General features: G+C 70.4%; 17 protein-coding genes and 1 tRNA gene. 13 read left to right on the forward strand and 5 right to left on the reverse strand.

The features are described from left to right. Nucleotides 1-7: 7 nt before the first annotated feature. From VD659_RS09120 to VD659_RS09165, 10 genes are all read left to right on the forward strand, one after another. Nucleotides 8-1,540 carry an anthranilate synthase component I gene (locus VD659_RS09120; RefSeq protein WP_423260792.1) on the forward strand — a complete coding sequence of 511 codons (1,533 nt, stop codon included), beginning with the start codon at nt 8-10 and terminating at the stop codon, nt 1,538-1,540. Beyond that, nucleotides 1,540-2,331 carry a Trp biosynthesis-associated membrane protein gene (locus VD659_RS09125; protein ID WP_423260793.1) on the forward strand — a complete coding sequence of 264 codons (792 nt, stop codon included), beginning with the start codon at nt 1,540-1,542 and terminating at the stop codon, nt 2,329-2,331. The genes VD659_RS09120 and VD659_RS09125 overlap by 1 nt, the downstream gene beginning before the upstream one ends. Nucleotides 2,332-2,407: 76 nt before the next feature. Continuing rightward, on the forward strand, nt 2,408-2,638 hold the full coding sequence (locus VD659_RS09130) for an HGxxPAAW family protein (protein WP_137835726.1): 231 nt from the start codon (nt 2,408-2,410) through the stop codon (nt 2,636-2,638). A 5-nt stretch (nt 2,639-2,643) separates the two neighbouring features. Next, nucleotides 2,644-3,417 (forward strand): indole-3-glycerol phosphate synthase TrpC, encoded by a 774-nt coding sequence (gene trpC, locus VD659_RS09135; protein WP_423260794.1) that lies wholly within the window; start codon nt 2,644-2,646, stop codon nt 3,415-3,417. Then, nucleotides 3,414-4,652: a tryptophan synthase subunit beta gene (gene trpB / locus VD659_RS09140; RefSeq protein WP_423260795.1), complete on the forward strand. Its 1,239-nt coding sequence runs from the start codon at nt 3,414-3,416 to the stop codon at nt 4,650-4,652. Before trpC ends, trpB begins: the two co-directional genes overlap by 4 nt. After that, the gene (gene trpA / locus VD659_RS09145; RefSeq protein WP_423260796.1) at nt 4,649-5,443 is read left to right on the forward strand and encodes a tryptophan synthase subunit alpha; all 795 of its coding nucleotides are present in this window, start codon (nt 4,649-4,651) and stop codon (nt 5,441-5,443) included. The genes trpB and trpA overlap by 4 nt, the downstream gene beginning before the upstream one ends. Nucleotides 5,444-5,732: 289 nt before the next feature. Continuing rightward, nucleotides 5,733-10,313 carry a glutamate synthase large subunit gene (gltB, locus tag VD659_RS09150; RefSeq protein WP_423260797.1) on the forward strand — a complete coding sequence of 1,527 codons (4,581 nt, stop codon included), beginning with the start codon at nt 5,733-5,735 and terminating at the stop codon, nt 10,311-10,313. Next, nucleotides 10,306-11,763 carry a glutamate synthase subunit beta gene (locus tag VD659_RS09155; protein WP_137835721.1) on the forward strand — a complete coding sequence of 486 codons (1,458 nt, stop codon included), beginning with the start codon at nt 10,306-10,308 and terminating at the stop codon, nt 11,761-11,763. The genes gltB and VD659_RS09155 overlap by 8 nt, the downstream gene beginning before the upstream one ends. Nucleotides 11,764-11,845: 82 nt before the next feature. After that, entirely contained in the window at nt 11,846-13,291 is a 1,446-nt protein-coding gene (gene pyk, locus VD659_RS09160) for a pyruvate kinase (protein WP_137835720.1), read from the forward strand. A 167-nt stretch (nt 13,292-13,458) separates the two neighbouring features. Continuing rightward, nucleotides 13,459-14,229, forward strand: coding sequence for a hypothetical protein (locus VD659_RS09165; RefSeq protein ID WP_423260798.1), 771 nt, complete (start codon nt 13,459-13,461; stop codon nt 14,227-14,229). A 70-nt stretch (nt 14,230-14,299) separates the two neighbouring features. Here VD659_RS09165 and VD659_RS09170 read toward each other — a convergent pair. Continuing rightward, nucleotides 14,300-14,382, reverse strand: a tRNA-Leu gene (locus tag VD659_RS09170). A 39-nt stretch (nt 14,383-14,421) separates the two neighbouring features. Between VD659_RS09170 and VD659_RS09175 the strand changes: the two genes are divergently transcribed. Then, nucleotides 14,422-15,030: a response regulator gene (locus VD659_RS09175; RefSeq protein ID WP_137835718.1), complete on the forward strand. Its 609-nt coding sequence runs from the start codon at nt 14,422-14,424 to the stop codon at nt 15,028-15,030. Nucleotides 15,031-15,033: 3 nt separating this feature from the next. Here VD659_RS09175 and VD659_RS09180 read toward each other — a convergent pair whose 3' ends face one another. After that, nucleotides 15,034-15,450: a PaaI family thioesterase gene (locus VD659_RS09180; RefSeq protein ID WP_423261089.1), complete on the reverse strand. Its 417-nt coding sequence runs from the start codon at nt 15,448-15,450 to the stop codon at nt 15,034-15,036. A 125-nt stretch (nt 15,451-15,575) separates the two neighbouring features. Between VD659_RS09180 and polA the strand changes: the two genes are divergently transcribed. Further along, entirely contained in the window at nt 15,576-18,281 is a 2,706-nt protein-coding gene (gene polA, locus VD659_RS09185) for a DNA polymerase I (protein ID WP_423260799.1), read from the forward strand. Nucleotides 18,282-18,380: 99 nt separating this feature from the next. On the opposite strand, the gene VD659_RS09190 is transcribed toward polA, so the two are convergent. The 3 genes from VD659_RS09190 to VD659_RS09200 all read right to left on the reverse strand — a co-directional run bounded on the left by VD659_RS09190 (nt 18,381) and on the right by VD659_RS09200 (nt 24,466). Continuing rightward, nucleotides 18,381-21,797, reverse strand: coding sequence for an error-prone DNA polymerase (locus tag VD659_RS09190; RefSeq protein ID WP_423260800.1), 3,417 nt, complete (start codon nt 21,795-21,797; stop codon nt 18,381-18,383). Nucleotides 21,798-21,863: 66 nt separating this feature from the next. Next, nucleotides 21,864-23,615 carry a DNA polymerase Y family protein gene (locus VD659_RS09195; protein ID WP_423260801.1) on the reverse strand — a complete coding sequence of 584 codons (1,752 nt, stop codon included), beginning with the start codon at nt 23,613-23,615 and terminating at the stop codon, nt 21,864-21,866. 20 nt (nt 23,616-23,635) lie between these two features. Continuing rightward, on the reverse strand, nt 23,636-24,466 hold the full coding sequence (locus tag VD659_RS09200; RefSeq protein WP_423260802.1) for a hypothetical protein: 831 nt from the start codon (nt 24,464-24,466) through the stop codon (nt 23,636-23,638). An 88-nt stretch (nt 24,467-24,554) separates the two neighbouring features. Between VD659_RS09200 and VD659_RS09205 the strand changes: the two genes are divergently transcribed. Beyond that, complete coding sequence (locus VD659_RS09205; RefSeq protein WP_423260803.1) at nt 24,555-26,249, forward strand: DUF885 domain-containing protein; 1,695 nt, start codon at nt 24,555-24,557, stop codon at nt 26,247-26,249. Nucleotides 26,250-26,269: the final 20 nt, after the last annotated feature.

Below are 26,269 nucleotides of genomic sequence, written 5' to 3' on the forward strand. Positions count from 1 at the left end.
AGAGACCATGACCTCCACCGCCCAGAACTCGACCTCGCGCGCCGAGTTCGACGAACTGCACGGCTCGCACCGGGTCATCCCGGTCATCCGTGAGCTCTTCGCCGACGGCGAGACGCCGGTCGGCATCTACCGCAAGCTCGCCGACGGCCGCCCCGGCACGTTCCTCCTCGAGTCGGCGGAGCAGGGCGGAATCTGGTCGCGGTTCTCGTTCATCGGCGTCTCGAGCTTCGGCCTGCTGACCGAGGCCGACGACCGTGCGGTCTGGATCGATCTGGGCCTGCCGGTGGAACGGGCCTTCCCGGCCGGGATCCCGGATGCGCCGCTCGCGGCCGTGAGCGCCCTCTACGAGCTCTGGAAGACGCCCGCCGTGGCGAGCCACCCGCCCCTCACCGGGGGGCTCGTCGGTTTCATCGGCTGGGAGGCCGTGCGGCAGATCGAGCACCTGCCCAACCGCCCGCCCGCGGACTACCCGATGCCCAGCCAGGCCCTCTCCTTCGTCTCCGAGATCGTCGTGGTCGACCACCACCTCGGCACGGTGCAGCTGCTCGTCAACGTCCTCACCGACACGGATGCGCCGGCCGACGCCCTCTGGAGCGCCGCGCAGGAGCGCCTCGACGCCCTCCAGAAGGGGCTCGCGGCTCCCGCAGAGGCCTGGCTCGCCACCGCCGACTTCGGCACCGCCGCCGAGCCGCGGCACCGCACCGAGCGCGAGGACTTCCTGGCCGCGGTCGAGGTCGCGAAGCGGCACATCGTCGACGGCGACATCTTCCAGGTCGTGATCTCGCAGCGCTTCGAACTCGACTGCACCGCGCATCCGCTCGACGTCTACCGGGCGCTGCGCACGCTGAACCCGAGCCCGTACATGTACCTGCTCACCCTCGCCGACACCGACGGAACGCCCTACCAGATCATCGGTTCGAGCCCTGAGGCGCTCGTGAAGGTCATCAAGGGGCGCGCCCACACGCATCCGATCGCCGGATCGAAGCCCCGCGGCGCCACGCCGCAGGACGACCTCGACCTCGAGCACCAGCTGCTCGGCGACGAGAAGGAGCGCGCCGAGCACCTCATGCTCGTCGACCTCGCCCGCAACGATCTGCTGAAGGTCTGCGAGGCCTCCTCGGTGGAGGTCACGGAGTTCATGCGGGTGGAGCGTTTCAGCCACATCATGCACATCGTCTCCTCGGTGGAGGGGCAGTTGCGCGACGGTGTCGACGCGATCGACGTGTTCCGCGCCACCTTCCCGGCCGGCACCCTCTCGGGCGCACCGAAGCCGCGCGCGCTGGAGATCATCGACGCCCTCGAGCTCGCCCAACGCGGCGTCTACGGGGGAGTGGTGGGCTACTTCGGCTTCGGCGGCGACGCCGACCTGGCGATCGCCATCCGCACCGCCACCATCCGCGACGGCGTGGCCCACGTGCAGGCCGGCGGCGGGCTCGTGGCCGACTCCGACCCGGCGAGCGAGTTCCAGGAGTCGCAGAACAAGGCGGCGGCGCCCCTGCGCGCGGTCGCCGTCGCTAACGCCATGACGAGGGTGCAGTGATGTCCTCGGCTCCGCGGAGCCGCGCGACGGGAGATTCCGGTCGCCGGCTGAAGCTGCTCGTGATCCTCGCCGTGCTGGCGCTCTCGGGCCTCACCTTCCTCGCCTGGTCGCAGTCGTGGGGTTCGCTCAGCATCGCGGGGGGCACCACCACCGCCGCGACGCTCGACGTGCCCGGCTCGGTCGCCGCACCGGCGCTCTCCGCGCTCGCCCTCGCCGGCATCGCCCTCGCCGGCGCCCTGGCGATCGCGGGCCCGATCATCCGCATCGTGCTCGGCGCCCTCGAGGTGCTGCTCGGCGCCAGCGTGCTCTGGTCGGCCATCGGCGCCCTCACCGACCCGGTCGCCGCCGGCGCCGCCGTGGTCACCACCGCCACCGGGGTGGCCGGCACCGAGTCGATCCGCGGCCTCGTGGCCGTCGGTTCCGAGAGCGCCTGGCCCGCCGTGACCGCCGTGCTCGGCGGCGCGATGGTGGTCGTCGGACTCGTCGTCATCGCCACCGTCCGCCGCTGGCCGGACGCCGGCCGCAAGTACCAGGCGGTGACCTTCGAGGCGGCCGACGGCCGGCAGAGCGGCGACCCGGCCGACTTCTTCGACGACGAGGTGGCGGGGGAGCCGGCCACGCCGTCGGAGCCCGGTGACCTCGGCGACGACACGGGTGCGACGACCCCGGCGGATGCCGCCGGCTCCAATGGAACGGCCGCCCAGCTCGGCCGCCCTCCCGCCACGAACACCCGCGATGCGGCCGTCGACGACTGGGACAGCCTCACCCGCGGCACAGACCCCACCCGGTGAGCCCGGTGAATCCGGATGCGCCTCCCGGCCCCGGTAGACTCGGATCGTACGATCCCGTGAGAACAGGAAGAGATCGATGAGCTCGGAAATCGAAGAACTCGGCGAAGGCCACTCCCCGGCAGCATGGACGCTCGTCGTCGTGTCGCTCCTCGGCATCGCCCTCGGCACTGTCGCCTTCTTTCTCGAGATCGCCTGGCTCGTCTGGGTGGGCGTCGCCATCACGCTGATCGGCTTCCTGCTCGGCTGGGTGCTCGGCAAGGCCGGCTACGGCGTCGGCGGCTCGCGCGTGCAGCACAAGGAGCACTGACCGCGGTGCTCGCCGATCTCGTCGCCGGAGCGCTCGAGGACGCAGCAGAACGACGGCAGACCCTCGGCCTGGCCGAGGTCGAAGCCGCCGCTTCCGCACGCCCGGCCGCGCTCGACGCCCTCTCGTTCCTGGCCCCCGCCGACTCCGTGAAGATCATCGCCGAGGTGAAGCGCGCGAGCCCGTCGCGCGGCGCACTCGCCACGATCGCCGACCCGGCCGAACTCGCCGCACGCTACGCAACGGGCGGTGCGAGCGCCATCAGCGTGCTCACCGAGGGGCGGAAGTTCCTCGGTTCGCTCGCCGATCTCGAAGCCGTGCGCGCATCCGTCGCCGTTCCGGTGCTGCGCAAGGACTTCATCGCCACCGAGTACCAGGTGTTCGAAGCGCGCGCCGCGGGCGCCGACATGGTGCTCCTCATCGTGGCGGCGCTCGACCAGCCCACGCTCGTGCGCCTGCACGCGCTCATCGTGGAGCTCGGGATGCTGCCCCTCGTCGAGACGCACGACGCCACCGAGGTCTCCCGCGCCGTCGATCTCGGCGCGCACCTCGTGGGCGTGAACGCCCGCAACCTCAGCACCTTCGAACTCGACGCCGACCTCTTCGGCACGCTCGTCGACCGCATCCCCGCCGGCACCGTGAAGGTGGCCGAATCCGCCGTGAAGACGGCAGCCGACGTCGCCCACTACCGGGCGGCCGGCGCCGACGTGGTGCTGGTCGGCGAAGCCCTGGTGACCGGCGAAGACCCGGTGGCCGCACTGAAGGAGTTCCTCTCCGTATGACCGACATCCACCCCGCCGCCGCGTCGCTGCGCGCCGAATCCGGCCCGTTCTTCGGCGAGTTCGGCGGCCGCTTCATGCCCGAGTCGCTCATCGCGGCGCTCGACGAGCTCGACGAGGCCTATCAGCTCGCGAAGCTCGACCCGCAGTTCCACGCCGAGCTCGCGGAACTCGGCCGGAGCTACACCGGCCGCCCCTCCATCCTCACCGAAGTGCCGAAGTTCTCGCGCCACGCGGGCGGCGCCCGCGTCATCCTGAAGCGCGAAGACCTCAACCACACCGGCTCGCACAAGATCAACAACGTGCTCGGCCAGGCCCTGCTCGCCAAGCGCATCGGCAAGCACCGCCTGATCGCCGAGACCGGCGCCGGCCAGCACGGCGTGGCCACGGCCACCGCCGCCGCCCTCTTCGGCATGGAGTGCGTCGTCTACATGGGCGAGGTCGACACCGAGCGCCAGGCCCTCAACGTGGCCAGGATGCGCCTGCTCGGCGCCGAGGTCATCCCGGTGAAGAGCGGCACCCGCACCCTGAAAGACGCACTCAACGAGGCCTTCCGCGACTGGGTGGCCAACGTCGAGTCGACGCACTACCTGCTCGGCACCGTCGCGGGCCCGCATCCGTTCCCCGTGATGGTGCGCGACTTCGTCAAGGTCATCGGCGAGGAGGCCCGCCAGCAGATGATCGAGCTCACCGGAAAGCTCCCGGATGCGGTGACGGCGTGCGTGGGCGGCGGATCGAACGCGATCGGCATCTTCCACGCCTTCCTCGACGACACCGCCGTGGGCCTCTACGGCTACGAGGCCGCCGGTCTCGGCGTCGACACCCCGCAGCACGCGGCCACCATCACGAAGGGCCGCCCCGGAGTGCTGCACGGCTCGCGCAGCTACATGCTGCAGGACGACGACGGCCAGACCCTCGACTCGCACTCCATCTCGGCCGGGCTCGACTACCCGGGCGTGGGGCCGGAGCACGCCTGGCTGGCCTCGATCGGCCGCGCGAACTACCGCCCGGTCACCGACGAGGCGGCGATGGCGGCCTTCCGTCTGCTCTGCACCACCGAGGGCATCATCCCCGCCATCGAGTCGGCGCACGCGCTGGCCGGCACCCTCGAGCTCGGCCGTGAGCTCGGCCCCGACGCCACCATCCTGGTGTCGCTCTCGGGCCGCGGAGACAAAGACGTGGAGACCGCCGGGCGCTACTTCGACGTGCTCGACCACGAAGGGAACGCCATCGTATGACCGCGATCACGAGCCCGGTGGGCACCACCATCGCGCGTGCCAACGCCGAGCGCGCGGGCGCACTCGTCGGCTACCTTCCGGTCGGCTTCCCCTCGCTCGACGCCTCGATCGACGCCGCCGTGGCGCTCGTCGAGAACGGCGTCGACGTGCTCGAGCTCGGCCTGCCCTACTCCGACCCCGTCATGGACGGCCCCGTCATCCAGGCCGCCACCGTGCAGGCCCTCTCACAGGGCACGCGGCTGAAGGACGCCTTCACGGCCGTCGAGCGCATCCGCAGCCGGGTCGACGCCCCGGTGCTGCTCATGACGTACTGGAACCCGGTGCTGCAGTACGGCGTCGACCGCTTCGCCGACGACCTCGTCTCGGCCGGCGGCGCCGGGCTGATCACGCCCGACCTCACCGTCGACTCGGGCGCCGACTGGCTCGCCACGAGCGACCGCACCGGTCTCGATCGCGTGTTCCTCGCCGCCCCCACCTCCACCGACGCCCGCCTCCGGCTGGCCGTGGAGAACAGCCGCGGCTTCGTCTACACCGTGTCGACGATGGGCATCACCGGTGCTCGCGCCGACCTCGACCAGGCCGCCCGCACCCTGGCCGGCCGGCTCCGCGAGCAGGGCGCCGACAGCATCGCGGTGGGCATCGGCATCTCCTCGGCCGAGCAGATCGCCGAGATCCTCGGCTACGCCGACGGCGCCATCGTGGGCTCGGCGCTCGTCAAGGCACTGGCCGACGGGGGAGTCGCCGCCGTCGGACGACTCGCCGCCCAGCTCGCCACCGGCACGGCCCGATAGCCTCGCCGCACCCGCGAACCGGGTTGCGGCATCCGCTGAGGTAGAATCGACCGACACGTATTCGGGCGACGAGCGGAGAGGGCGAGGAAGCTCTCGAAGCTTCCGAGAACGAGGCAGTCGAACCGAGCGCCAAAAGTGAAGTCGGAGCGAAGTCCTAGTCCGCGCAGTTACCGCACCCGGCGCAGACACATCTGACCACCACGGGGCCCCACGGGCCCTACGGACACACTGATATCCATGGGCCATTGGCGTCCCAGTTCCCTAAGAATCACGTAGAGGACGGTTCTCGATGGCCGATCAGCCTGCAACCCCGAGCTTCAGTACGCTCCCGGCTGCCCAGGGTCTGTACGACCCTGCGGCGGAGAAGGACGCCTGTGGCCTCGCCATGGTCGCGACCCTGCGCGGCACCGCCGGTCACGACATCATCGACACGGCCCTCGGCGCCCTGCGCAACCTCGAGCACCGCGGCGCCATCGGCTCCGACGCCGGCACGGGCGACGGCGCGGGCATCCTGACCCAGATCCCCGACGCCTTCCTGCGCGCGGTCGCACCGGCGGAGCTCCCGCCGGTCGGCCGCTACGCCGTGGGCAACGCCTTCCTCCCGCTCGACGCGGGGGAGCGTCAGGTGGTCTTCGACCGCATCCGCGAGCTCGCCGAGCAGGAGGACCTGCGCATCCTCGGCTGGCGCGAGGTGCCGGTGCGCCCGGCCGAGCTCGGCCGCCTCGCCCGCGACGCCATGCCCGCCATCTGGCAGCTCTTCGTGCAGTCGACCCGCACCACCGAGTCGGGCGCCACGCTCGCGGGCCTCGCGCTCGACCGTCAGGCCTTCCGCCTGCGCAAGCGCGCGGAGCTCGAGCACGAGGTGTACTTCATGTCGCTCTCGTGCCGCACCATCACCTACAAGGGCATGGTCACGACGCTCCAGCTCGAGCCGTTCTACCCCGACCTCTCCGACGAGCGCTTCGCCTCGAAGCTCGCGCTGGTGCACTCGCGCTACTCCACGAACACCTTCCCGTCGTGGCCGCTCGCGCAGCCGTTGCGCATGATGGCGCACAACGGCGAGATCAACACGGTGCAGGGCAACCGCAACTGGATGCGCGCCCGCCAGTCCCAGCTCGAGTCCGAGCTGCTCGGCGACCTCTCGCCGCTCTACCCGATCGTCACCCCGGGGCTCAGCGACTCCGGCTCCTTCGACGAGGTGGTGGAGCTCCTCACCCTCGCCGGCCGCTCGATGCCGCACGCCATCATGATGATGGTGCCCGAGGCCTGGGAGAACCAGTCCGACTTCGAGGATGCGCGCCGCGCGTTCTACGAGTACCACGCCATGCTCATGGAGCCGTGGGACGGCCCGGCCGCGCTCATCTTCACCGACGGCACCCTCGTCGGCGCCACGCTCGACCGCAACGGGCTGCGCCCGGGGCGGTACCTCATCACCGACGACGGCCTGGTCATCCTGGCCAGCGAGATCGGCGTGAGCCCCGACATCGAGCCGTCGAAGGTCGTGCGCAAAGGACGCCTGCGCCCCGGCAAGATGTTCCTCGTCGACACGGCCGCCGGCCGCCTGATCGAGGACGACGAGATCAAGGCCGAGCTCGCCGCCGCCGAGCCCTACGGGCAGTGGCTCGAGGAGGGCCGCATCAACCTGCGCGACCTGCCCGAGCGCGAGCACATCGTGCACACCCCGGCCTCGGTCACCCGGCGCCAGCGCACCTTCGGCTACACCGAGGAGGAGATCCGCATCCTCCTCACCCCGATGGCGAAGAACGCGGCGGAGCCCCTCGGCGCCATGGGCTCCGACACGCCCATCGCCGTGCTGAGCGAGCGCCCGCGCCTGCTCTTCGACTACTTCACCCAGCAGTTCGCGCAGGTCACGAACCCGCCGCTCGACTCGATCCGTGAAGAGGTCGTGACGAGCCTGCGCCTGGGGCTCGGCCCCGAGCGCAACCTGCTCGCCGCCACGCCCGAGCACACCCGCCAGGTCATCCTCGACTTCCCGGTGATCGACAACGACGAGCTCGCGAAGATCCAGCACATCGACCCCTCCTCGGGCAGCCGTCTGACCACGACCATCAAGGGGCTGTACCGCGTCGACGACGGCCCCAAGGCGATGGAGAACCGCATCGCGGCGATGTGTGCCGAGGCCGACGAGGCGATCGAGGCCGGCGCGATGTTCATCGTGCTCTCCGACCGCGACTCGAACCGCGAACTGGCCCCGATGCCGTCGCTGCTTATGCTCGCGGGCGTGCACCACCACCTCATCCGCAAGCAGACCCGCATGAAGGTGGGCATCATCGTCGAGGCCGGCGACGTGCGCGAGGTGCACCACGTGGCGCTGCTGATCGGCTACGGCGCCTCCGCGGTGAACCCGTACCTCGCGATGGAGACCTGCGAGAACCTCGTGCGCTCCGGCGTCATCTCGGGCATCACGCCCGAGAAGGCGGTCAAGAACGTGATCAAGGCGCTCGGCAAGGGGGTGCTCAAGATCATGTCGAAGATGGGCATCTCCACCGTCTCCTCCTACGCCGGCGCCCAGACCTTCGAGGCCGTGGGGCTCGCCCCCGAGCTCGTGAAGGAGTACTTCACCGGCACCTCCTCGAAGCTCGGCGGAGTCGGCATCGACGTGATCGCGGCCGAGAGCGCCGCGCGCCACGCCGCGGCCTACCCGGATGACGACGCGGTGACGGCCCACGAGCCGCTCGCGGTCGGCGGGGAGTACCAGTGGCGCCGCGAAGGCCCGCCGCACCTCTTCAACCCCGACACCGTGTTCCGGCTCCAGCACGCCACCCGGTCGCGCCGCTACGACATCTTCCGCGAGTACACCAAGCTCGTCGACGACCAGGCCGAGCACCTGATGACGCTGCGCGGCATGTTCAAGCTGCGCACCGGGGTGCGCCCGGCCGTGCCGATCGACGAGGTCGAGTCGGTCGAGTCGATCGTGAAGCGCTTCTCCACCGGGGCGATGAGCTACGGCTCGATCTCGAAAGAGGCGCACGAGACCCTCGCCATCGCCATGAACCAGCTCGGCGGCAAATCGAACACAGGCGAGGGCGGCGAGGACCTCGACCGTCTGCTCGACCCGACGCGTCGCAGCGCGATCAAGCAGGTCGCCTCCGGTCGTTTCGGTGTCACGAGCATGTACCTGACGCACGCCACCGACATCCAGATCAAGATGGCCCAGGGCGCGAAGCCCGGAGAGGGCGGCCAGCTGCCGCCCACGAAGGTCTACCCCTGGGTGGCGCGCACCCGGCACGCGACCGCGGGCGTCGGCCTCATCTCGCCGCCGCCGCACCACGACATCTACTCGATCGAAGACCTCAAGCAGCTCATCTTCGACCTCAAGCGTGCCAACCCCGAGGCCCGTGTGCACGTCAAGCTCGTGAGCCAGAACGGCATCGGCGCGGTCGCGGCCGGCGTCACCAAGGCCCTGGCCGACGTGGTGCTCGTCTCCGGCCACGACGGGGGAACCGGCGCCAGCCCGCTCAACTCGCTCAAGCACGCGGGAACGCCCTGGGAGATCGGCCTCGCCGAGACCCAGCAGACGCTCATGCTGAACGGGATGCGCGACCGCGTCGTCGTGCAGGTGGACGGCCAGATGAAGACCGGCCGCGACGTCATCGTCGGCGCCCTGCTCGGAGCCGAGGAATTCGGCTTCGCGACGGCTCCGCTCGTGGTGGAGGGCTGCATCCTGATGCGCGTCTGCCACCTCGACACCTGCCCGGTGGGCGTCGCCACGCAGAATCCGGAGCTGCGCGCCCGCTTCTCGGGCAAGCCCGAGTTCGTGGTGAACTTCTTCGAGTTCCTCGCCCAGGAGGTGCGCGAGTACCTCGCGGAGCTCGGCTTCCGCTCGATCGAGGAGGCCATCGGCCACAACGAGCTGCTCGACGTCAACGCGGCGATCGAGCACTGGAAGACCGACGGTCTCGACCTGAGCCCGGTGCTCGTCGGCCCCGGGTTCGCCGACGGCGAGCCGCGCTCGAACGCCCGCAAGCAGGAGCACGAGCTCGAGAAGCACTTCGACGTGCGCCTCATCCACGAGGCCGTGTCGGCGCTCGACCACGGCGAGCCGGTGGCCATCACGCTGCCGATCCGCAACACCGAGCGTGCCGTCGGCACGATGCTCGGGCACGAGGTCACGAAGCGCCACGGCGAGCAGGGGCTGCCCGACGGCACCATCCAGATCACGCTGCTCGGCTCGGCCGGCCAGTCGCTCGGCGCGTTCCTGCCGAGCGGCATCACGCTGCGCCTCGAAGGCGACTCGAACGACTACGTCGGCAAGGGCCTCTCGGGCGGGCAGATCATCCTGCGCCCCGACCGCCACTCGGTCTTCCCGGCCGAGCGCAACGTCATCGCCGGCAACGTCATCGGCTACGGCGCCACGCGCGGCAGCATGTTCCTGCGCGGCATCGTGGGCGAGCGCTTCCTGGTGCGCAACTCCGGCGCCACCGCGGTGGTCGAGGGCGTGGGCGACCACGCGCTCGAGTACATGACCGGCGGCCTCGCGCTCATCCTCGGGTCGACGGGCCGCAACCTCGGCGCCGGGATGTCGGGCGGGACCGCCTACATCCACGAGCTGAAGAGGGAGCGCGTGAACGCCGACTCCCTCGCCTCGGGCGAGCTGCAGCTGCTGCCGCTCGGCGGCGCCGACGTGGAGATCGTGCGCGATCTGCTCGAGCGCCACGAGGCCGAGACGGGGTCGCCGCTGGCGGCCCGGATGCTCGCCGATTTCGACACGACCATCGCCGCCTTCACCAAGGTGCTGCCGCGCGACTACGCGGCCGTGCTCGCCACCCGGCAGGAAGCGGTCGAAGAAGGACTGGACCCCGACGGCGACGTCGTCTGGGGCCGTATTTTGGAGGTGACAGGTGGCTGATCCCAAGGGCTTCCTGAAGACGCAGGAGCGCGAGCTCCCGGCCCGCCGGCCGGTTTCCGTGCGGCTGATGGACTGGAAAGAGGTCTATGAGCAGGGTGACGCCGCCACCACGCGGCGTCAGGCGGGGCGCTGCATGGACTGCGGCATCCCGTTCTGCCACCATGGCTGCCCGCTCGGCAACCTGATCCCGGAGTGGAACGACCTCACCTGGCGCGACGAGGGCCGCGCGGCCATCGAGCGCCTGCACGCCACGAACAACTTCCCGGAGTTCACCGGGCGGCTGTGCCCGGCGCCGTGCGAGGCATCCTGCGTTCTCGGCATCAATCAGCCGCCGGTGACGATCAAGCAGGTCGAGGTCTCGATCATCGACCAGGCCTTCGCCAACGGATGGGTCACCCCGCATCCGCCGGAGCGCCTCACCGGCAAGACCGTCGCGGTCGTCGGCTCGGGCCCCGCCGGCCTCGCCGCGGCGCAGCAGCTCACCCGGGCCGGCCACACCGTGGCCGTGTACGAGCGCGACGACCGCATCGGCGGCCTGCTGCGTTACGGCATCCCCGACTTCAAGATGGAGAAGAAGCACCTCGAGGGCCGCCTGACCCAGATGATGGCCGAGGGCACCCGCTTCCGCGCCGGCATCGAGATCGGCGTCGACATCTCGTGGGACGATCTGCGGGCCCGCTACGACGCCGTGATCGTCTGCACCGGATCCACCGTTCCCCGTGACCTCCCGGTTCCCGGCCGCGACCTCGACGGCGTGCACTTCGCCATGGAGTACCTCGTGCAGCAGAACAAGGTCGGCGCGGGCGACGACCTCCTCGGCCAGATCACGGCCGAGGGCAAGCACGTGGTCGTTCTCGGCGGCGGAGACACCGGTGCGGACTGCATCGGCACGGCCCACCGCCAGGGCGCCCTCTCGGTCACCAACCTCGCCATCGGCAAGCAGCCGCCGGCGGAGCGCCCCGAGAACCAGCCGTGGCCGATGTTCCCGACCCTCTTCGAGGTCTCGAGCGCCCACGAGGAGGGCGGGGAGCGCAAGTACCTCGCCTCGACCGTGGAGTTCCTCTCGAACGAGTCGGGCGAGGTGCGCGCCATCCGCGTGGCCGAGACCGAGTACCTCGACGGCCGCCGGGTTCCCAAGGCCGGCACCGAGCACGAGATCCCCGCCGACCTGGTGCTGCTCGCGCTCGGCTTCACCGGCGCCGAGTCCGACGACATCACCGGCCAGCTCGGTACGCAGTTCGACGACCGCGGCAACGTGGAGCGCGACGGCGACTACCAGAGCACCACCCCCGGCGTGTTCGTGGCGGGGGATGCGGGCCGCGGCCAGTCGCTCATCGTCTGGGCCATCGCCGAGGGCCGCGCCGCCGCATCCGCGGTCGACCGCTACCTCGAGGGAACCACCGAGCTCCCCTTCCCCGTGAAGCCCACCGACCGCGCAATCTCGGTCTGATAGCCTCCCACCCGACAGCCTCCACCACACCACCACACCACCACCCATGCGCCCCGGCGCAGATTTCGGAGCAGTACACCTGATGAGACGCGCGAAAATCGTCGCAACCCTCGGGCCGGCAACGTCGACCTACGAAACCATCCGGGCGATCATCGACGCCGGCGTCGACATGGCGCGGATGAACCTCAGCCACGGCAGCTACGACGTGCACGAGGCGGTCTACCGCAACGTCCGCCAGGCGGCCGACGACTCCGGCCGCGCCGTGGCCGTGCTCGTCGACCTCCAGGGCCCGAAGATCCGCCTCGGCAAGTTCGAGAACGGCCCCTACGACCTGGCCGAGGGTGACATCTTCAAGATCACCATCGAGGACATCATCGGCAACAAGGAGATCTCCTCCACGACCTTCAAGGGCCTGCCCGGCGACGTGAAGCCCGGCGACCCGCTCCTGATCGACGACGGCAAGGTCACCTTGCGTGTGCTCGAGACCGACGGCACCGTCGTCACCACCGTCGTCGAGGTGCCCGGCGCCGTCTCCAACAACAAGGGCATCAACCTGCCGGGTGTCGCGGTGAACGTGCCGGCCATGTCGGAGAAGGACATCGCCGACCTGCGATGGGGCCTGAACCTCGGCGCCGACTACATCGCCCTCTCCTTCGTGCGCGACGCGTCCGACGTCATCGACGTTCACCGCATCATGGACGAAGAGGGGCGCCGCGTTCCCGTCATCGCCAAGATCGAGAAGCCCCAGGCCGTCGACAACCTCGAGGAGATCATCGACGCCTTCGACGGCATCATGGTCGCCCGCGGCGACCTCGGCGTCGAGCTGCCCCTCGAGGCCGTGCCGATCGTGCAGAAGCGCGCCGTGGAGCTCTCCCGTCGGATGGCGAAGCCGGTCATCGTGGCCACGCAGGTGCTCGAGTCGATGATCTCGAGCCCGCGCCCCACGCGCGCCGAGGCCTCCGACTGCGCCAACGCGGTGCTCGACGGTGCGGATGCGGTCATGCTCTCGGGCGAGACCAGCGTCGGCGAGTTCCCGGTGATCACGGTGCAGACCATGGCCCGCATCATCGAGTCGACCGAGGAGCACGGCCTGGAGCGCATCCCCGCCCTCGGCACCAAGCCCCGCACCCAGGGCGGAGCGGTCACGCTGGCCGCCGCCGAGGTGGGCGACTTCGTGGGCGCCAAGTTCCTCTGCGTGTTCACCGAGTCGGGCGACTCGGTGCGCCGCATGACGCGTCTGCGGTCCACCATCCCGATCCTCGGCTTCACGCCGCTGCCGGGCATCCGCAACCGCATGGCACTGAGCTGGGGCGTGCAGTCCTACCTGGTGCCCCGCGTCACGCACACCGATGAGCTGATGGTGCAGGTCGACGACGTGCTGCTCGGTCTCGGCCGGGCGCAGATCGGCGACAAGGTCATCGTCATCTCCGGGTCCCCTCCCGGAATCGCCGGCACGACGAACGACATGCGCGTGCACATCATCGGCTCGGCCCACAACCCGCTGAAGCCGGAGACGTTCGACAACTAGTTTCACGAGGACCCCTCGGACGGGGTGCACGACCCTCAGGTTTCGGCCAGGATTCGATCAAGGTTTGATCGGGCCCTGGCCGATTTCCCTTAAGCCGCGGAAATCGGATGTTAGATTTCGGTGCTCCCAGAGCCCCGTCATCGTCGATCCGAAACCGAAAGACACCCATGCCCAGCAAACGTCTCGCTGTTCGCGCCCTGAGCGCCGGGGCAGCACTCGTGACGGTCGTCGCCCTCTCCGGCTGCTCCACGATCATGCCCCTCTTCGGCCTGCAGCCCACCGCGGCACCGGCCGGCTCCTCCTCGACCAACCCACCCGCCGCCGCCGCGTCGGACTCCACGCTGCAGTTCGCCTCCGTCTTCACCGACATGGGTTCCGTGCACCCCACGGTCGATATCGCCGACCAGCTCCAGCTCAAGCTCGACGTCTGGACCGAGCAGAAGACGCACGACTGGACGCCCCTCGCCGACAAGCGCTTCTCGTTCGTGATCGGCGTCTACGACAACCGCGTGCCCGCCGAGGCGTCCTTCGACCAGAAGCGCCGCGTGTACATGTCGAACATCTCGGTGACCGCCAAGACGTCGACCGTCTCCGGAGCCGTCGAGACGCCGTACAAGCTGAACACCGACCCGCTGAAGGTCACGCTCGACCCCGAGGCCATGCGTTCCGAGCAGGGGCTCGGCCTTCTCATCACCTCCCCGAAGGGCGGCTTCCAGCTCGAGTCGCAGCAGATCGGCGTGCTCGCCGACGACACCCAGGGACTGATGCTCGACTTCGCCATGCAGGTCTCATTCGAGACCAGCCCGCTGTCGAACACCTACACGACCCAGATCGTGCACCAGTACATCCCGGTCGCGATCTTCTCCGAGGCGGCGGCTGCGGCGAGCCCGACGCCGACGCCCACGAAGACCCCGACGCCCATCCCGGCGGCCGGCTGACCGGCTCCCGGGCCGACCCGATACGACAGAACCCCTCCGGCGGCTCGCGCCGCGGAGGGGTTCTGACGTGTACCGGTGGTGGGACTCGAACCCACATGCCCTCACGGACAACGCATTTTGAGTGCGTCGCGTCTGCCATTCCGCCACACCGGCCTGCTACGACCGGGGTCCAGAATACCGTAGGGTTGAAATGTGACTGACCAAGAACCAACGACAGCCGTGCCGCGCCGCGTAGTGGTGGCCGAAGACGAATCCCTGATCCGCCTCGACATCGTCGAGATCCTGCGCGACAACGGCTTCGATGTCGTCGGTGAGGCCGGAGACGGTGAGACGGCGGTCGCCCTGGCCACCGAGCTCCGCCCCGACCTCGTGATCATGGATGTCAAGATGCCCCAGCTCGACGGCATCTCCGCGGCGGAGCGCCTGTCGAAGGACCACATCGCCCCCGTCGTGCTGCTCACCGCCTTCAGCCAGAAGGAGCTCGTCGAGCGCGCCACCGAGGCCGGCGCCCTGGCCTACGTGGTGAAGCCGTTCACGCCCAACGACCTGCTCCCCGCGATCGAGATCGCCCTCTCGCGGTACGCCCAGATCATCACCCTCGAGTCCGAGGTCGCCGACCTCGTCGAGCGCTTCGAGACCCGCAAGCTCGTCGATCGCGCCAAGGGACTGCTCAACGAGAAGATGGGCCTGACCGAGCCCGAGGCGTTCCGCTGGATCCAGAAGGCGTCGATGGACCGCCGGCTCACCATGCACGACGTGGCACAGGCCATCATCGAGCAGCTCAGCCCGAAGAAGGCCTAGGCACTACTTCGACTCGAAGACCTGACCCTCGGGCCGGTTCTTGATGAAGTTGGTCATGCGCACGGTCGAGAGCCGGCGCCCGTTCTCGTCGCTGATGGCGATCTCGTGCGTCACGAGCGTGCGGCCGAGGCTGATCGCGATGCACACTCCGGTGACCCAGCCCTCGGTGGCCGAGCCTGAGTGGCTGGCGTTGATCTCGATGCCCACCGCGATCTTCGTCGGACCGGCGTGGAGGTTCGCGGCGGTGGAGCCGAGACTCTCGGCGAGCACCACGTAGGCCCCGCCGTGCACGAGGCCGAGCGGCTGCGTGTTGCCCTCCACAGGCATCCGGGCCACCGAGCGCTCGGGAGAGAGCTCGAGGAACTCGATGCCCATGCGCTCGGCGAGAGCGCCGATGCCCCGGTAGCCGAACACCGCCATCACGTCGACGGGAAGAGGTTCTTCAGCGGAGATCTCGGGCTGCGTCATCGTCGGTGTTCCTGAACTCTGGTGGCTGCACTGAGGCTGCTCTGGGGGCTGTCGGGGGCCCTGTGTAGGCTGGCCGTGTGCCGGACAACGAACAGCCTACCCTTCTCATAATCGACGGACATTCGCTCGCGTTCCGCGCGTTCTATGCGCTTCCGGTCGACAGCTTCCAGACCAGAGACGGCCAGCACACCAACGCGATCCATGGCTTCATCGCGATGCTGATCAACCTGCTGAAGGCCGAGAAGCCCACGCATCTCGGCGTGGCCTTCGACATCTCCCGGTTCTCCTTCCGCACTCGCGAGTACCCCGAGTACAAGGGCACCCGCGGCGAGACGCCGCCGGAGTTCATCGGCCAGGTGCCGCTGCTGCAGGAGGCGCTGCACGCGCTCGGCATCACGACGATCGAGAAGGAGGACTTCGAGGCCGACGACATCCTCGCCACGCTCGCCAAGCAGGGAACGGATGAGGGTTACCGCGTGCTCGTGGTCTCGGGCGACCGTGACGCCATCCAGCTCGTGAACGACAAGGTCACCCTGCTCTACCCCTCGCGCCAGGGCGTCTCCGACCTCACGCGCTACGACATCGAGAAGGTCTACGACCGTTACGGCATCCGGCCCGAGCAGTATCCCGAGATCGCCGCCCTCGTCGGCGAGACGAGCGACAACCTGCCCGGTATCCCCAAGGTGGGCGAGAAGACCGCCGTCAAGTGGCTCAACCAGTTCGGGTCGCTGGATGCGATCCTCGAGCACCGCGACGAGATCCCCGGCGTCGTGGGCAACAACCTCCGGGAGTTCGCTGAGAACGCCATCCGCAACCGGCGCCTGAACCGTCTGCTCACCGACGTCGAGCTTCCCGTGGGCCCGGCCGACCTCGAGCGCAAGCCGGCCGACGAGCAGCGCATCCGCGACGTCTTCGCGCGTCTGGAGTTCCGCACCCTGCTCGACCGGGTGCTGAAGCTCGAGGGCATCGCCGGTGACAGCGAGGTGGGCATCGCCGCCGCCGAGGCCGCCGCCGCCCAGGCGAAGACCGCGCCCGTGCCGGTGACACTGCTCGACGAAGAGCTCGCCGCGTGGCTCGCTCGCCATTCCGCCCCCGCGGCGGCCGGCGCCTCCGAACCCTCGCCCGAGGCCATCGCCGTTCAGGTCGAGACGCTCGACGGCTTCCCGATCGCCATCGGCCTGGCCACCGAGCACGAGTCGGTCTCTCTGCCGTGGATTCCGGACAGCCGTGACTACGCGCCGCTCGAGGCCTGGCTCGCCGGCCCCAGCCCGAAGATCTTCTTCAACGCGAAACAGCAGATCAAGGCCTTGCGCTCCGCGGGTCTCGGAGTGGCCGGGCTCGCCTTCGACCCGGTGATCGCCGCGTGGCTGCTCAAGCCCGACTCGACGGCCGACCGTTCGCTCGCCCAGCTCGTCGACCGGCACCTGCTCGAGACGTTGCCGACGCCCGACCCCAACCAGCTTGTGCCCGACAGCGACACCGTCGTCGGTCCCGCCGGTGAGGCCTGGTACGCCTGGCGGGTGGCCCGTGCGCTCTCCGAGCTGCTCGACGAGCGCACCCGGCGGGTGCTCACTGAGATCGAGATGCCCACGCTCATGGTGCTCGCGCAGATGGAACTCACGGGCGTCACCGTCAGCCACGCCGAGCTGAGCGAGCTCTCGGCCGAGCTCGGCGAATCGGCGGCGGCCATCGCCTCGGAGGCCTTCGGCATCATCGGGCGCGAGATCAACCTGGGTTCGCCGAAGCAGATCCAGGAGGTGCTCTTCGATCAGCTCGACATGCCGAAGACCCGCGCCACCAAGACCGGCTACTCGACGGATGCCGGGGCGCTGGCCGATCTGCAGGCCTCGAACCCGCATCCCTTCCTCGGCCTGCTGCTCTCGCATCGCGACGCCACGAAGCTGCGGCAGATCATCGAGTCGGTCGACAAGGCGATCGCGCCCGACAAGCGCGTGCACACCACCTACGTGCAGACCGGGTCGTCGACCGGGCGCATCTCCTCGACCGACCCGAACCTGCAGAACATCCCGGTGCGCACCGAGGAGGGCCGGCGTATCCGGGCCGCCTTCCAGGTGGGCGAGGGCTTCGAGACGCTGCTCACCGCCGACTACTCCCAGATCGAGATGCGCATCATGGCCCACCTCTCCGGCGACGCGGGGCTGATCGACGCCTTCCACTCCGGCGAAGACCTGCACCGATTCGTGGGCGCGCGCATCTTCTCGGTCGACCCGGCCGACGTCACCCCGAACATGCGCACCAAGGTGAAGGCCATGTCCTACGGCCTGGCCTACGGGCTCTCGGCGTTCGGACTCTCGAAGCAGCTCCGCATCGAGACGGCCGAGGCCAAGCAGCTGATGACCGACTACTTCGAGCGCTTCGGCTCGGTACGCGACTACCTGCGCAACGTCGTGGTGCAGGCCAAGGCCGACGGGTACACCGAGACCATCTTCGGCCGCCGCCGCCCCTTCGCGAACCTCAACAGCACCAACCGCGTGCTGCGCGACAACGACGAGCGGGCGGCGCTCAACGCACCCATCCAGGGCTCGGCCGCCGACATCATCAAGATCGCGATGATCAACATCGCCGGAGACCTCGACGCCCAGGAGCTCTCGTCGCGCATGCTGCTGCAGGTGCACGACGAACTCGTGTTCGACGTGGCTCCGGGGGAGTGGGATGCGCTCTCCGCCATCGTCACCCACCGCATGTCGACCGCCGCCGAACTCACCGTCCCCCTCGAAGTGCAGCTGGGCCGCGGCCAGAACTGGAACGCCGCCGCCCACTAGTTCCTAGTCCCTCCCTCCGAAACGACGGAGTCTGCGGCTCCTGACGGGCTGTGGCTCCGTCGTTTCTGGTCTTCGGGTGAGAACTCCGTCGTTTCGGGACTAGCGGAAGTCGCGGGAGGTGGTTTTGGCGGTGAGGACGAGCGGTTCGAAGCGGTCGGCGATGAGGTTGGTGACGCCCTCGGCCGAGCGTTCCAGGATGCCGCGCACGATGAGCGCGGGGGCGTCCCGCGCCACCCGGCGGTAGCGGGTCCACACGCCGACGCCGCAGATGACGTTGAGGATGCCGGTCTCGTCCTCGAGGTTCATGAAGGTGATGCCGCTCGCGGTGGCCGGCCGCTGCCGATGCGTGACCACCCCGCCCACCTCGATGCGGCGACCCGTCTCCGCGGTCGCGAGCTCGCCCACCGAGAGCGCCCCGCGCATCCGCAGTTCGTCGCGGGCGTGGCTGAGCGGGTGGTCGTCGGGGGAGATGCCGGTGGCCCACAGGTCGTAGACCACCTGCTCCTCGGCCGAGAGCACCGGGAGCAGCGGCGGCTGCACCGACACGAAGGTGCCGGGCAGGTACTCCGCGCGATCCTGAGACGCGTTGCCCGCCTCCCAGAGCGCCTCGCGCTTCGTCAGGCCCAGCGACTCGAAGGCCCCGGCCGTGGCGAGGGCCTCGAGCTGCGCGGTGGTGAGTCCCACCCTCCGCACCAGGTCGCCCATGCTGCGGTAGGGACCGCCCTCCCGCCGCGAGGTCACGATCTTCTCGGCGAGCGTGCTGCCGATCGAGGTGATGTCGGCGAGCCCGAGCCGCACGGCCAGGTTCCCGTCGCGCCGGTGCAGGGCGGTGCGGTCGGGCGCCTCTCGGTCGAAGTCCTCCTCGACCGGCGGCGGGGCGTGCAGGCATCCGTCGAGCCCGGTCTCGGCGACGGGGCTCCCGCCCTCCTGCGCATCCTGCGCGCCGGGCGACAGCGGCTCGAGCCCCGCCTGCACGCCCGAGCGCTGGATGTCGGGGCGCCGCACCTCGACGCCGTGGCGCCGCGCATCCGCCGACAGCGTCTGCGGCGAGTAGAAGCCCATCGGCTGCGCCCGCAGCAGCGCGGCCAGGAACGCCCCCGGGTAGTGCAGCTTGAACCACGAGCTCGCGTACACCAGCAGCGCGAAGCTCGTGGAGTGGCTCTCGGCGAAACCGAAGTTCGCGAAGGCCTCGATCTTCGTGTAGACGACGTCGGCATCCTCGCCCGTGATGCCGTTCCCGGCCATGCCGGCGTAGAGCTTCTCGCGCAGCGACGAGATCTTCTCCTGCCCGCGCTTGGAGCCCATCGCGCGGCGCAGCAGGTCGGCGTCCTCGGCGTCGCAGTCGCCCACCGCCATGGCCATCTGCATCAGCTGCTCCTGGAACAGCGGCACCCCGAGCGTGCGCTCGAGCACGGGCTCCAGCTTCGGATGCAGGTAGGTCACCTCCTCGAGACCGAGCTTGCGCCGGATGTAGGGATGCACGGCCCCGCCCTGGATCGGCCCCGGCCGGATGAGGGCGATCTCCACCACGAGGTCGTAGAACTTGCGCGGCTGCAGCCTCGGGAGCGTGCCCATCTGGGCGCGGCTCTCCACTTGGAACACCCCGATCGAGTCGGCCCGGCAGAGCATGTCGTAGACGCCCTGCTCCTCCTTGGGGATGCTGTCGAGATCCCACTGCCGCCCGGTCGACTCCTGCACGAGATCGAAGGTGTACTGCAGGGCCGAGAGCATGCCGAGGCCCAGCAGGTCGAACTTCACGAGTCCCATCCAGGCGCAGTCGTCCTTGTCCCACTGCAGCACGGTGCGCTTGTCCATGCGCGCATTCTCGATCGGGCATACTTCGCCCACCGGCCGGTCGGTGAGCACCATGCCACCGGAATGGATGCCGAGGTGCCGGGGGAAGCCGAGCAGCTCGGTGGCGAGCGCGATCACCTCCGGCGGGATGTCGTGGTCACCGCTCTCGACCATCGGCCCCCAGCGCTCGATCTGCTTCGACCAGGCGTCCTGCTGCCCCGGGCTGTGACCGAGTGCCTTCGCCATGTCGCGCACCGCGAACTTCGGCCGGTACTGGATGACGTTGGCCACCTGGGCGGCGTTGCGGCGGCCGTACTTGTCGTAGACGTACTGGATGACCTCCTCGCGCCGCTCGGAGTCGAAGTCGACGTCGATGTCGGGCTCCTCGTCGCGCAGGCTCGACAGGAAACGCTCGAAGGGCAGCTCGCGGGCGATCGCGTCGACGGCGGTGATCTTCAGCACGTAGCAGACCGCCGAGTTCGCCGCCGATCCCCGGCCCTGGCAGAGGATGCCGCGGGCGCGGGCCTCGCGCACGATGTCCCACACGATCAGGAAGTAGCCGGCGAAGTCCTTCAGCTCGATCACGCCGAGCTCCTTCTCGATGCGCGCCCAGACGGCGGCCCCGGCATCCGGGTAGCGGTCGGCCACGCCCGCGGCGACGAGCTCGCGCAGGTAGCTCATCGGGGTGTGCCCCTCCGGCACCTCCTGCTTCGGCAGCTTCGGCTTCGCGCGCCGCAGCTCGAAGGCGAGTTCGTCGGCCACCTCGACGGTGCGCTCGATCGCTCCCGGGTAGCGAGCGAAGCGGTGGGCCATCTCGGCCCCCGAACGCAGGTGCGCCACCGGCGCGGCCGGCAGCCAGCCGTCGAGCTCGTCGAGGCTGCGGCGGGCGCGCACCGCGGCGATCGCCTCGGCCAGACGATGACGGTCGGGGGTGGCGTAGTGCACGTTGCCGGTGGCGACCGCGGCCAGTCCGCGCTTCTGCGCGAGAGCGAACAGGGCGTCGTTGATGCTGCTGTCGAGCGGATGCCCGCGGTCGCTCAGCTCCACGAGCACGTTCTCCCGGCCGAAGAGGGCGACGAGGCGGTCGAGCTCCCGCTCGGCGCCGGCCTCGCCCTCGAGGGCGAGGGCCTGCCGCACCTGCCCTTTGCGGCAGCCGGTGAGCAGCATCCAGTCGCCGCCCGCCTCCGCGGCGAGCTGCTCGAGCGAGTAGAGCGGCTTGCCCTTCTCGGCGCCCGGCGCGAGCTGCGCCGTGGTGATGGCGCCGGCGAGGCGGTGGTAGCCCGGCTGCTGCCGGGCCAGCACGAGCAGGTGGGCGCCCTCGGGGTCGGCCATCCCGTTCTGCGGCGCACTCAGCTCGAGCGAGAGCTCGGCGCCGAACATGGTTCTGACACCGTGCATCTCGGCGGCCTCGGCGAAGCGGGCGAGGCCGTAGAAGCCGTCGTGGTCGCTGAGGGCGAGCGCGCTCAGCCGCAGGCGGGCGGCCTCCTGCACGAGCTCCTCGGGGGAGGAGGCGCCGTCGAGGAAGCTGAAGGTGGAGTGCGCGTGCAGCTCTGCGTAAGGCACGAGCTCCTCCTGGGGCGCTGTTTCGACGGGCGGCGGCACATAGGCGGGCCGTTTGCGCGAGTGGGTCTCCTCCGAGGCCATGGTGCTCTGCGGCCGGGTGCGGCCCGAGAGCGTGCGCTCGAGCTCCGACCAGGGCACCGGAGGATTGTTGAAGCCCATCAGCGGGTCCCTCCCGTCACGGCAGCGGTGGCGGCAGCAGACGGAGCGGCATCAGTCATTGCGGCGTCAGTCATAGCGGGCCTCCGCCCACCAGCTGCCGTTCTCGAGGGCGAGCAGCCAAGCCACGCCGTCGGCATCCACCACCTGGAAGCGGTCGAAGCGGCGCCGGGCCGCGGCATCCCACCACCGCTCGTACACCGGCCAGGGGCCGGCCCAGGCCTCGAGCGCACGCAGCCGCCGCCCGGCGGCATCGGAAGAGAAGAAGGCCGGCGCCGCCGAGAGCATCCCGCGCTCGGTGATCGCCACGGCACGCTCGCCCTCCGCGAGCACGAGCACCGCCTGCCGCCGCTCGAAGACGGTGGTGGGCAGCGGCGGCGGGATGCTGCCGGGCCAGGGCGCGGGCTCGTCGCCCTTCTTCGCCGCTCCGGTCTTGCCCGCGCCCCTTGCCCCGGTGCGGCCGCCACCGGCGCCCCCTCGGCCATCGCCGACCGCGCCGCCGAGACCACCAGCCCTCACCGCGCCACCGACACCCTGGCCGCCCCTACCGCGTGCCGTCCGAGAGGCGGTGCGACTACTGCCACCGGCACCGCGCGCACCGCCCTTCTCCTCGAGCCGGTCGCCCCACGGCACGAGCAGCTGCCGTTCCCGCGGTGAACGGCCGCCGCCGATCGAGGCGGTCAGCACCCCCTCATGCCCCACGATGCTCTGCACCCGCGAGAGGCCGTGATGGATGCGCTCCTCGGAGCCGGTTCCCCACAGCCCGGTCTCGTGCCGGGTGCTGTGATCGATGGTCTCGGCGACGATGCGCACCCGGGAGATCGGCGCGGAGAGCGTGCTCTCGATGGTGCTGCCGCCCTGCAACTGCCAGCGCACCCGGTCCACCACGTCACCGGCGGTGAACCAGCGCGGATGCAGCCAGCTGCGCTCGCGCCGCTCGCCCCGATCGCTCGTGAGCTCGATCCGCAGGGCGGTGCACACGAAACGGGCGGCCGCCAACTCGTCGACGAAGCGCTCCGCCGCAGCGCGCACGCCGAAGGTCACCTGGTCGATGCGGTCCAGCGGCGGCTCGAAGTCGTTGAGGCTCTCGCGCACCTCGGGCGGGATGCGCGGCGTCACCCGGGCGCCGTCGGTCCCGGATGCGCGGGCGTGGGCTCGGGCCCCGACCTCGCCGAACCGGGTGCGCACGTCGTCGGCCGGCAGCCGGGCCACGTCGCCGAGGGTGCGGATGCCCAGCCGCCAGAACAGGGCCACGAGCTCGTCCTCGTCGAGCAGCTGCACCGGCAGGCCGGCGAGGAAATCGGGGGAGCGCCCCTCGGGCACGATCCGGATGAGGTCGACCCCGGGCAGCCGCACCGCCTGCTCCGCGGCGAACATGCCGTCGGCCACGCCGACCCGCGCATCCGTGACGCCCAGCTCGGCGAAGCGCTCGAGAAAGGCGAGAGCGGCCTCGTGCTCGCCGCCGTAGTAGCGCGCGGCGCCCCGCGCCCGCAGCGCGCAGCTGCCGGAGCGCACGATCTGCACGTTCGGGCTCATCGCCTCGAGCGCGGTGATGAGCGGCTCGAAGGCACGGTCGACCCGCACGGGGTCGTAGGCGAAGTCGCGCAGGCGGGGGCTGCGCGCCTGCGCCTCGCGCAGCCGCAGCCCCCGCCGCACGCCGTCGGCGCGGGCGGCCTCCGAGCAGGCCAGCACCAGACCCTTCTCGATCACGGCGATGCTCTCCTCGGCCGACACCCCTTCGAAGCCGGCGGTCGCCACCACCGGCCAATCGGGGCACCACACCACCATCGTGCGCATCGGCGAGGCGTCGGGGCTGCTCACCCGGCTCCTCGGGGCCGCGCTCATCCGGCCACCCCGCGCATCCGAGCCGGCGTCACCGGCGAAACGACGGAGTCTCGCGCCGCTTCGCGGAGACGACGGACTCTCGGCCCGTCCTCGCCGTCGACCTCCGTCGTTTCGGCAGGCACGGATGCGGGCGCGGGCGCAGTCGCACGCCCCACCTGCCCCAGCACCGGCCGGAACAGCTCCTCCCCGTCGGGCAGCCACAACCGCGCCCGCCGGGGCCGCCCCGAGCCCGCCCTCGCCGTCACCGACACCATCGCCTGCCGCCCCGTGAGGTGCCCGTGCCCCCGGCCGATGCCCGACCACGAACTCTCGGTGATGCGCAGGGTGGCCTCGCTCTGCGGCCAGTCGCCGAGCACGATGAGCACCGCCTCCCGCTGCCGGATGCGCGCCTGCAGCCGGGCCACGGCCGCGTCGGGCACACGCCCCGGCAGCCGGGTGACGACGACCCCCACCACGTCGGCCAGCGCCGCCGTGGCGGTGAGCCACTCCTCGCCCGGATGCGGCACGAGCGCGAGCCGCTCGAGATCGATGCCGAAGCGCGAGGCCGCCTCCACGCCGAAATCGGGCATCCCCACCACCCCGCACCAGACCCCGTCAGCGGAGGGCCCTGCCATGAGCGCCATCACGAGAGCCGTGGAACGCTCGACCGAATAGGCGGCGCCGGAGCGCAGCGACCCGCCCGGCAGCAGGCCCTCGAGCGCCGGATGCGTGCGCACACTCCGCGTGTCGAGCTTCGTGGCCTGCATCTGCTGGATGCGCGATTGCAGCGCACGGATCTCCTCGCCCACCCCGGTGGGGGAGGAGAGGGTGAGTGCGGCATCCGTCATGCCCTCATGTTCGAATATATGTTCGAATATGTCAATTGCACTCCGCGGCCTTCAGAGCGATGTCGGAGCAGTGCTTTAAGGTCGAGGGATGAGCGTAACCCCTCCCGCCGACAGCCCGCGTCCGCAGACCGCGATCGACCGCATCGCCGAACGCTGGGTCGACACTCTCGTCGAGCTCGAGCCCGTTCTCGGCACCTACATCGGCCGCACCGAGGTGAACGACCGCTACGGCGACCTCTCACCCGCGGGCCACGAGGCCCAGATCGCGGCCGTCTCCTCGGTGCTCGCCGAGCTCGCCCGCACCGAGGCCGTCGACGAGGCCGACGAAGTTACCAAGCGTGACCTCGGCAGCGAGCTGCGGCTCACCCTCGCGAGTTCCGACGCCCGGCTGCAGCTGCGCGATCTCAACGTCATCGACTCGCCCTCGCAGAGCATCCGAGAGGTCTTCGACCTCATGCCCACCGCCACCGCCGACGACTGGGCGGTGGTCGCCAAGCGGCTCTCCGCCGTCGAGGAGGCCGTCGACGGCTACATCGTCACCCTGCGCGAAGGCATGCGCGAGCGCATCACGCCGGCCCGCCGCCAGGTGGCCGAGGTGCTCGCGCAGGTGCGCAAGAACTCGGGCCCGGAGAGCTTCTTCGCCGAGTTCGCCGGCGCGGCGTCGACCGCCCCCGGCGAGGGCGAGCTCCCGGCCTCTCTGAAAGCCGCGCTCGAGCGGGGCGCGCAGACCGCATCCGAGGCCTACTCGAAGCTCGCCCAGTTCCTCGAGAACGAGCTCGCCCCCGTCGCCACCGTCGAAGACGCCGTGGGCCGCGAGCACTACGCCCTGCAGTCGCGCCGCTTCCTCGGCGCCGCCATCGACCTCGACGAGACCTACGAGTGGGGCATCGAGGAGCTCGGCCGCATGGTGCGCGAGCAGGAGGCCATCGCCTCCGAGATCCTCCCCGGCGCCTCCGTGCACGAGGCCATCGCCTTCCTCGATGGCGACCCGAGCCGCAAACTGCACGGAACGGATGCGCTCCAGACCTGGATGCAGGCCACCAGCGACCGCGCCGTGGCCGAGCTCGGCGCCACCCACTTCGACATCCCGGCCGAGATCCGCACCCTCGAGTGCATGATCGCCCCCACCCACGAGGGCGGCATCTACTACACCGGCCCCACCGACGACTTCTCCCGCCCCGGCCGCATGTGGTGGTCGGTGCCCGACGGCGTCACCGAGTTCGACACCTGGCGCGAGCTCACCACCGTCTACCACGAGGGCGTTCCCGGCCATCACCTGCAGATCGGCCAAGCCGTCTACAACCGCGCCGAGCTCAACACCTGGCGCCGCCAGCTCGCCGGCTCCTCCGGCCATGCCGAGGGCTGGGCGCTCTACGCCGAGCGCCTGATGGAAGAGCTGGGCTACCTCGACGACCCGGCCGACCGCCTCGGCATGCTCGACGGGCAGCGGATGCGCGCGGCCCGCGTGGTGCTCGACATCGGCGTGCACCTGAAGAAGCCCCGTCTCGACGGCAGCGGGGTGTGGGACGCGGAGTACGCCCTCGACTTCCTGCGCCAGAACGTGAACATGGACGACGCCTTCATCCGCTTCGAGGTGAACCGCTACCTCGGCTGGCCCGGTCAGGCGCCCTCCTACAAGGTGGGGCAGCGCATCTGGGAGGAGATCCGCGACGTCTATCGTGCCCGCGAGAAGGAGGCCTTCTCCTCGAAGGAGTTCCACCGCAAGGCGCTCGCCCTCGGCGGCGTCGGCCTCGACACCCTGCGCTGGGCGCTGCTGAAGTAGCCGTCCGCCTCCGGTAGCCT

Source organism: Herbiconiux sp. 11R-BC (assembly GCF_049472555.1).
In the GTDB taxonomy this organism is placed as follows: Bacteria; Actinomycetota; Actinomycetes; order Actinomycetales; family Microbacteriaceae; genus Herbiconiux.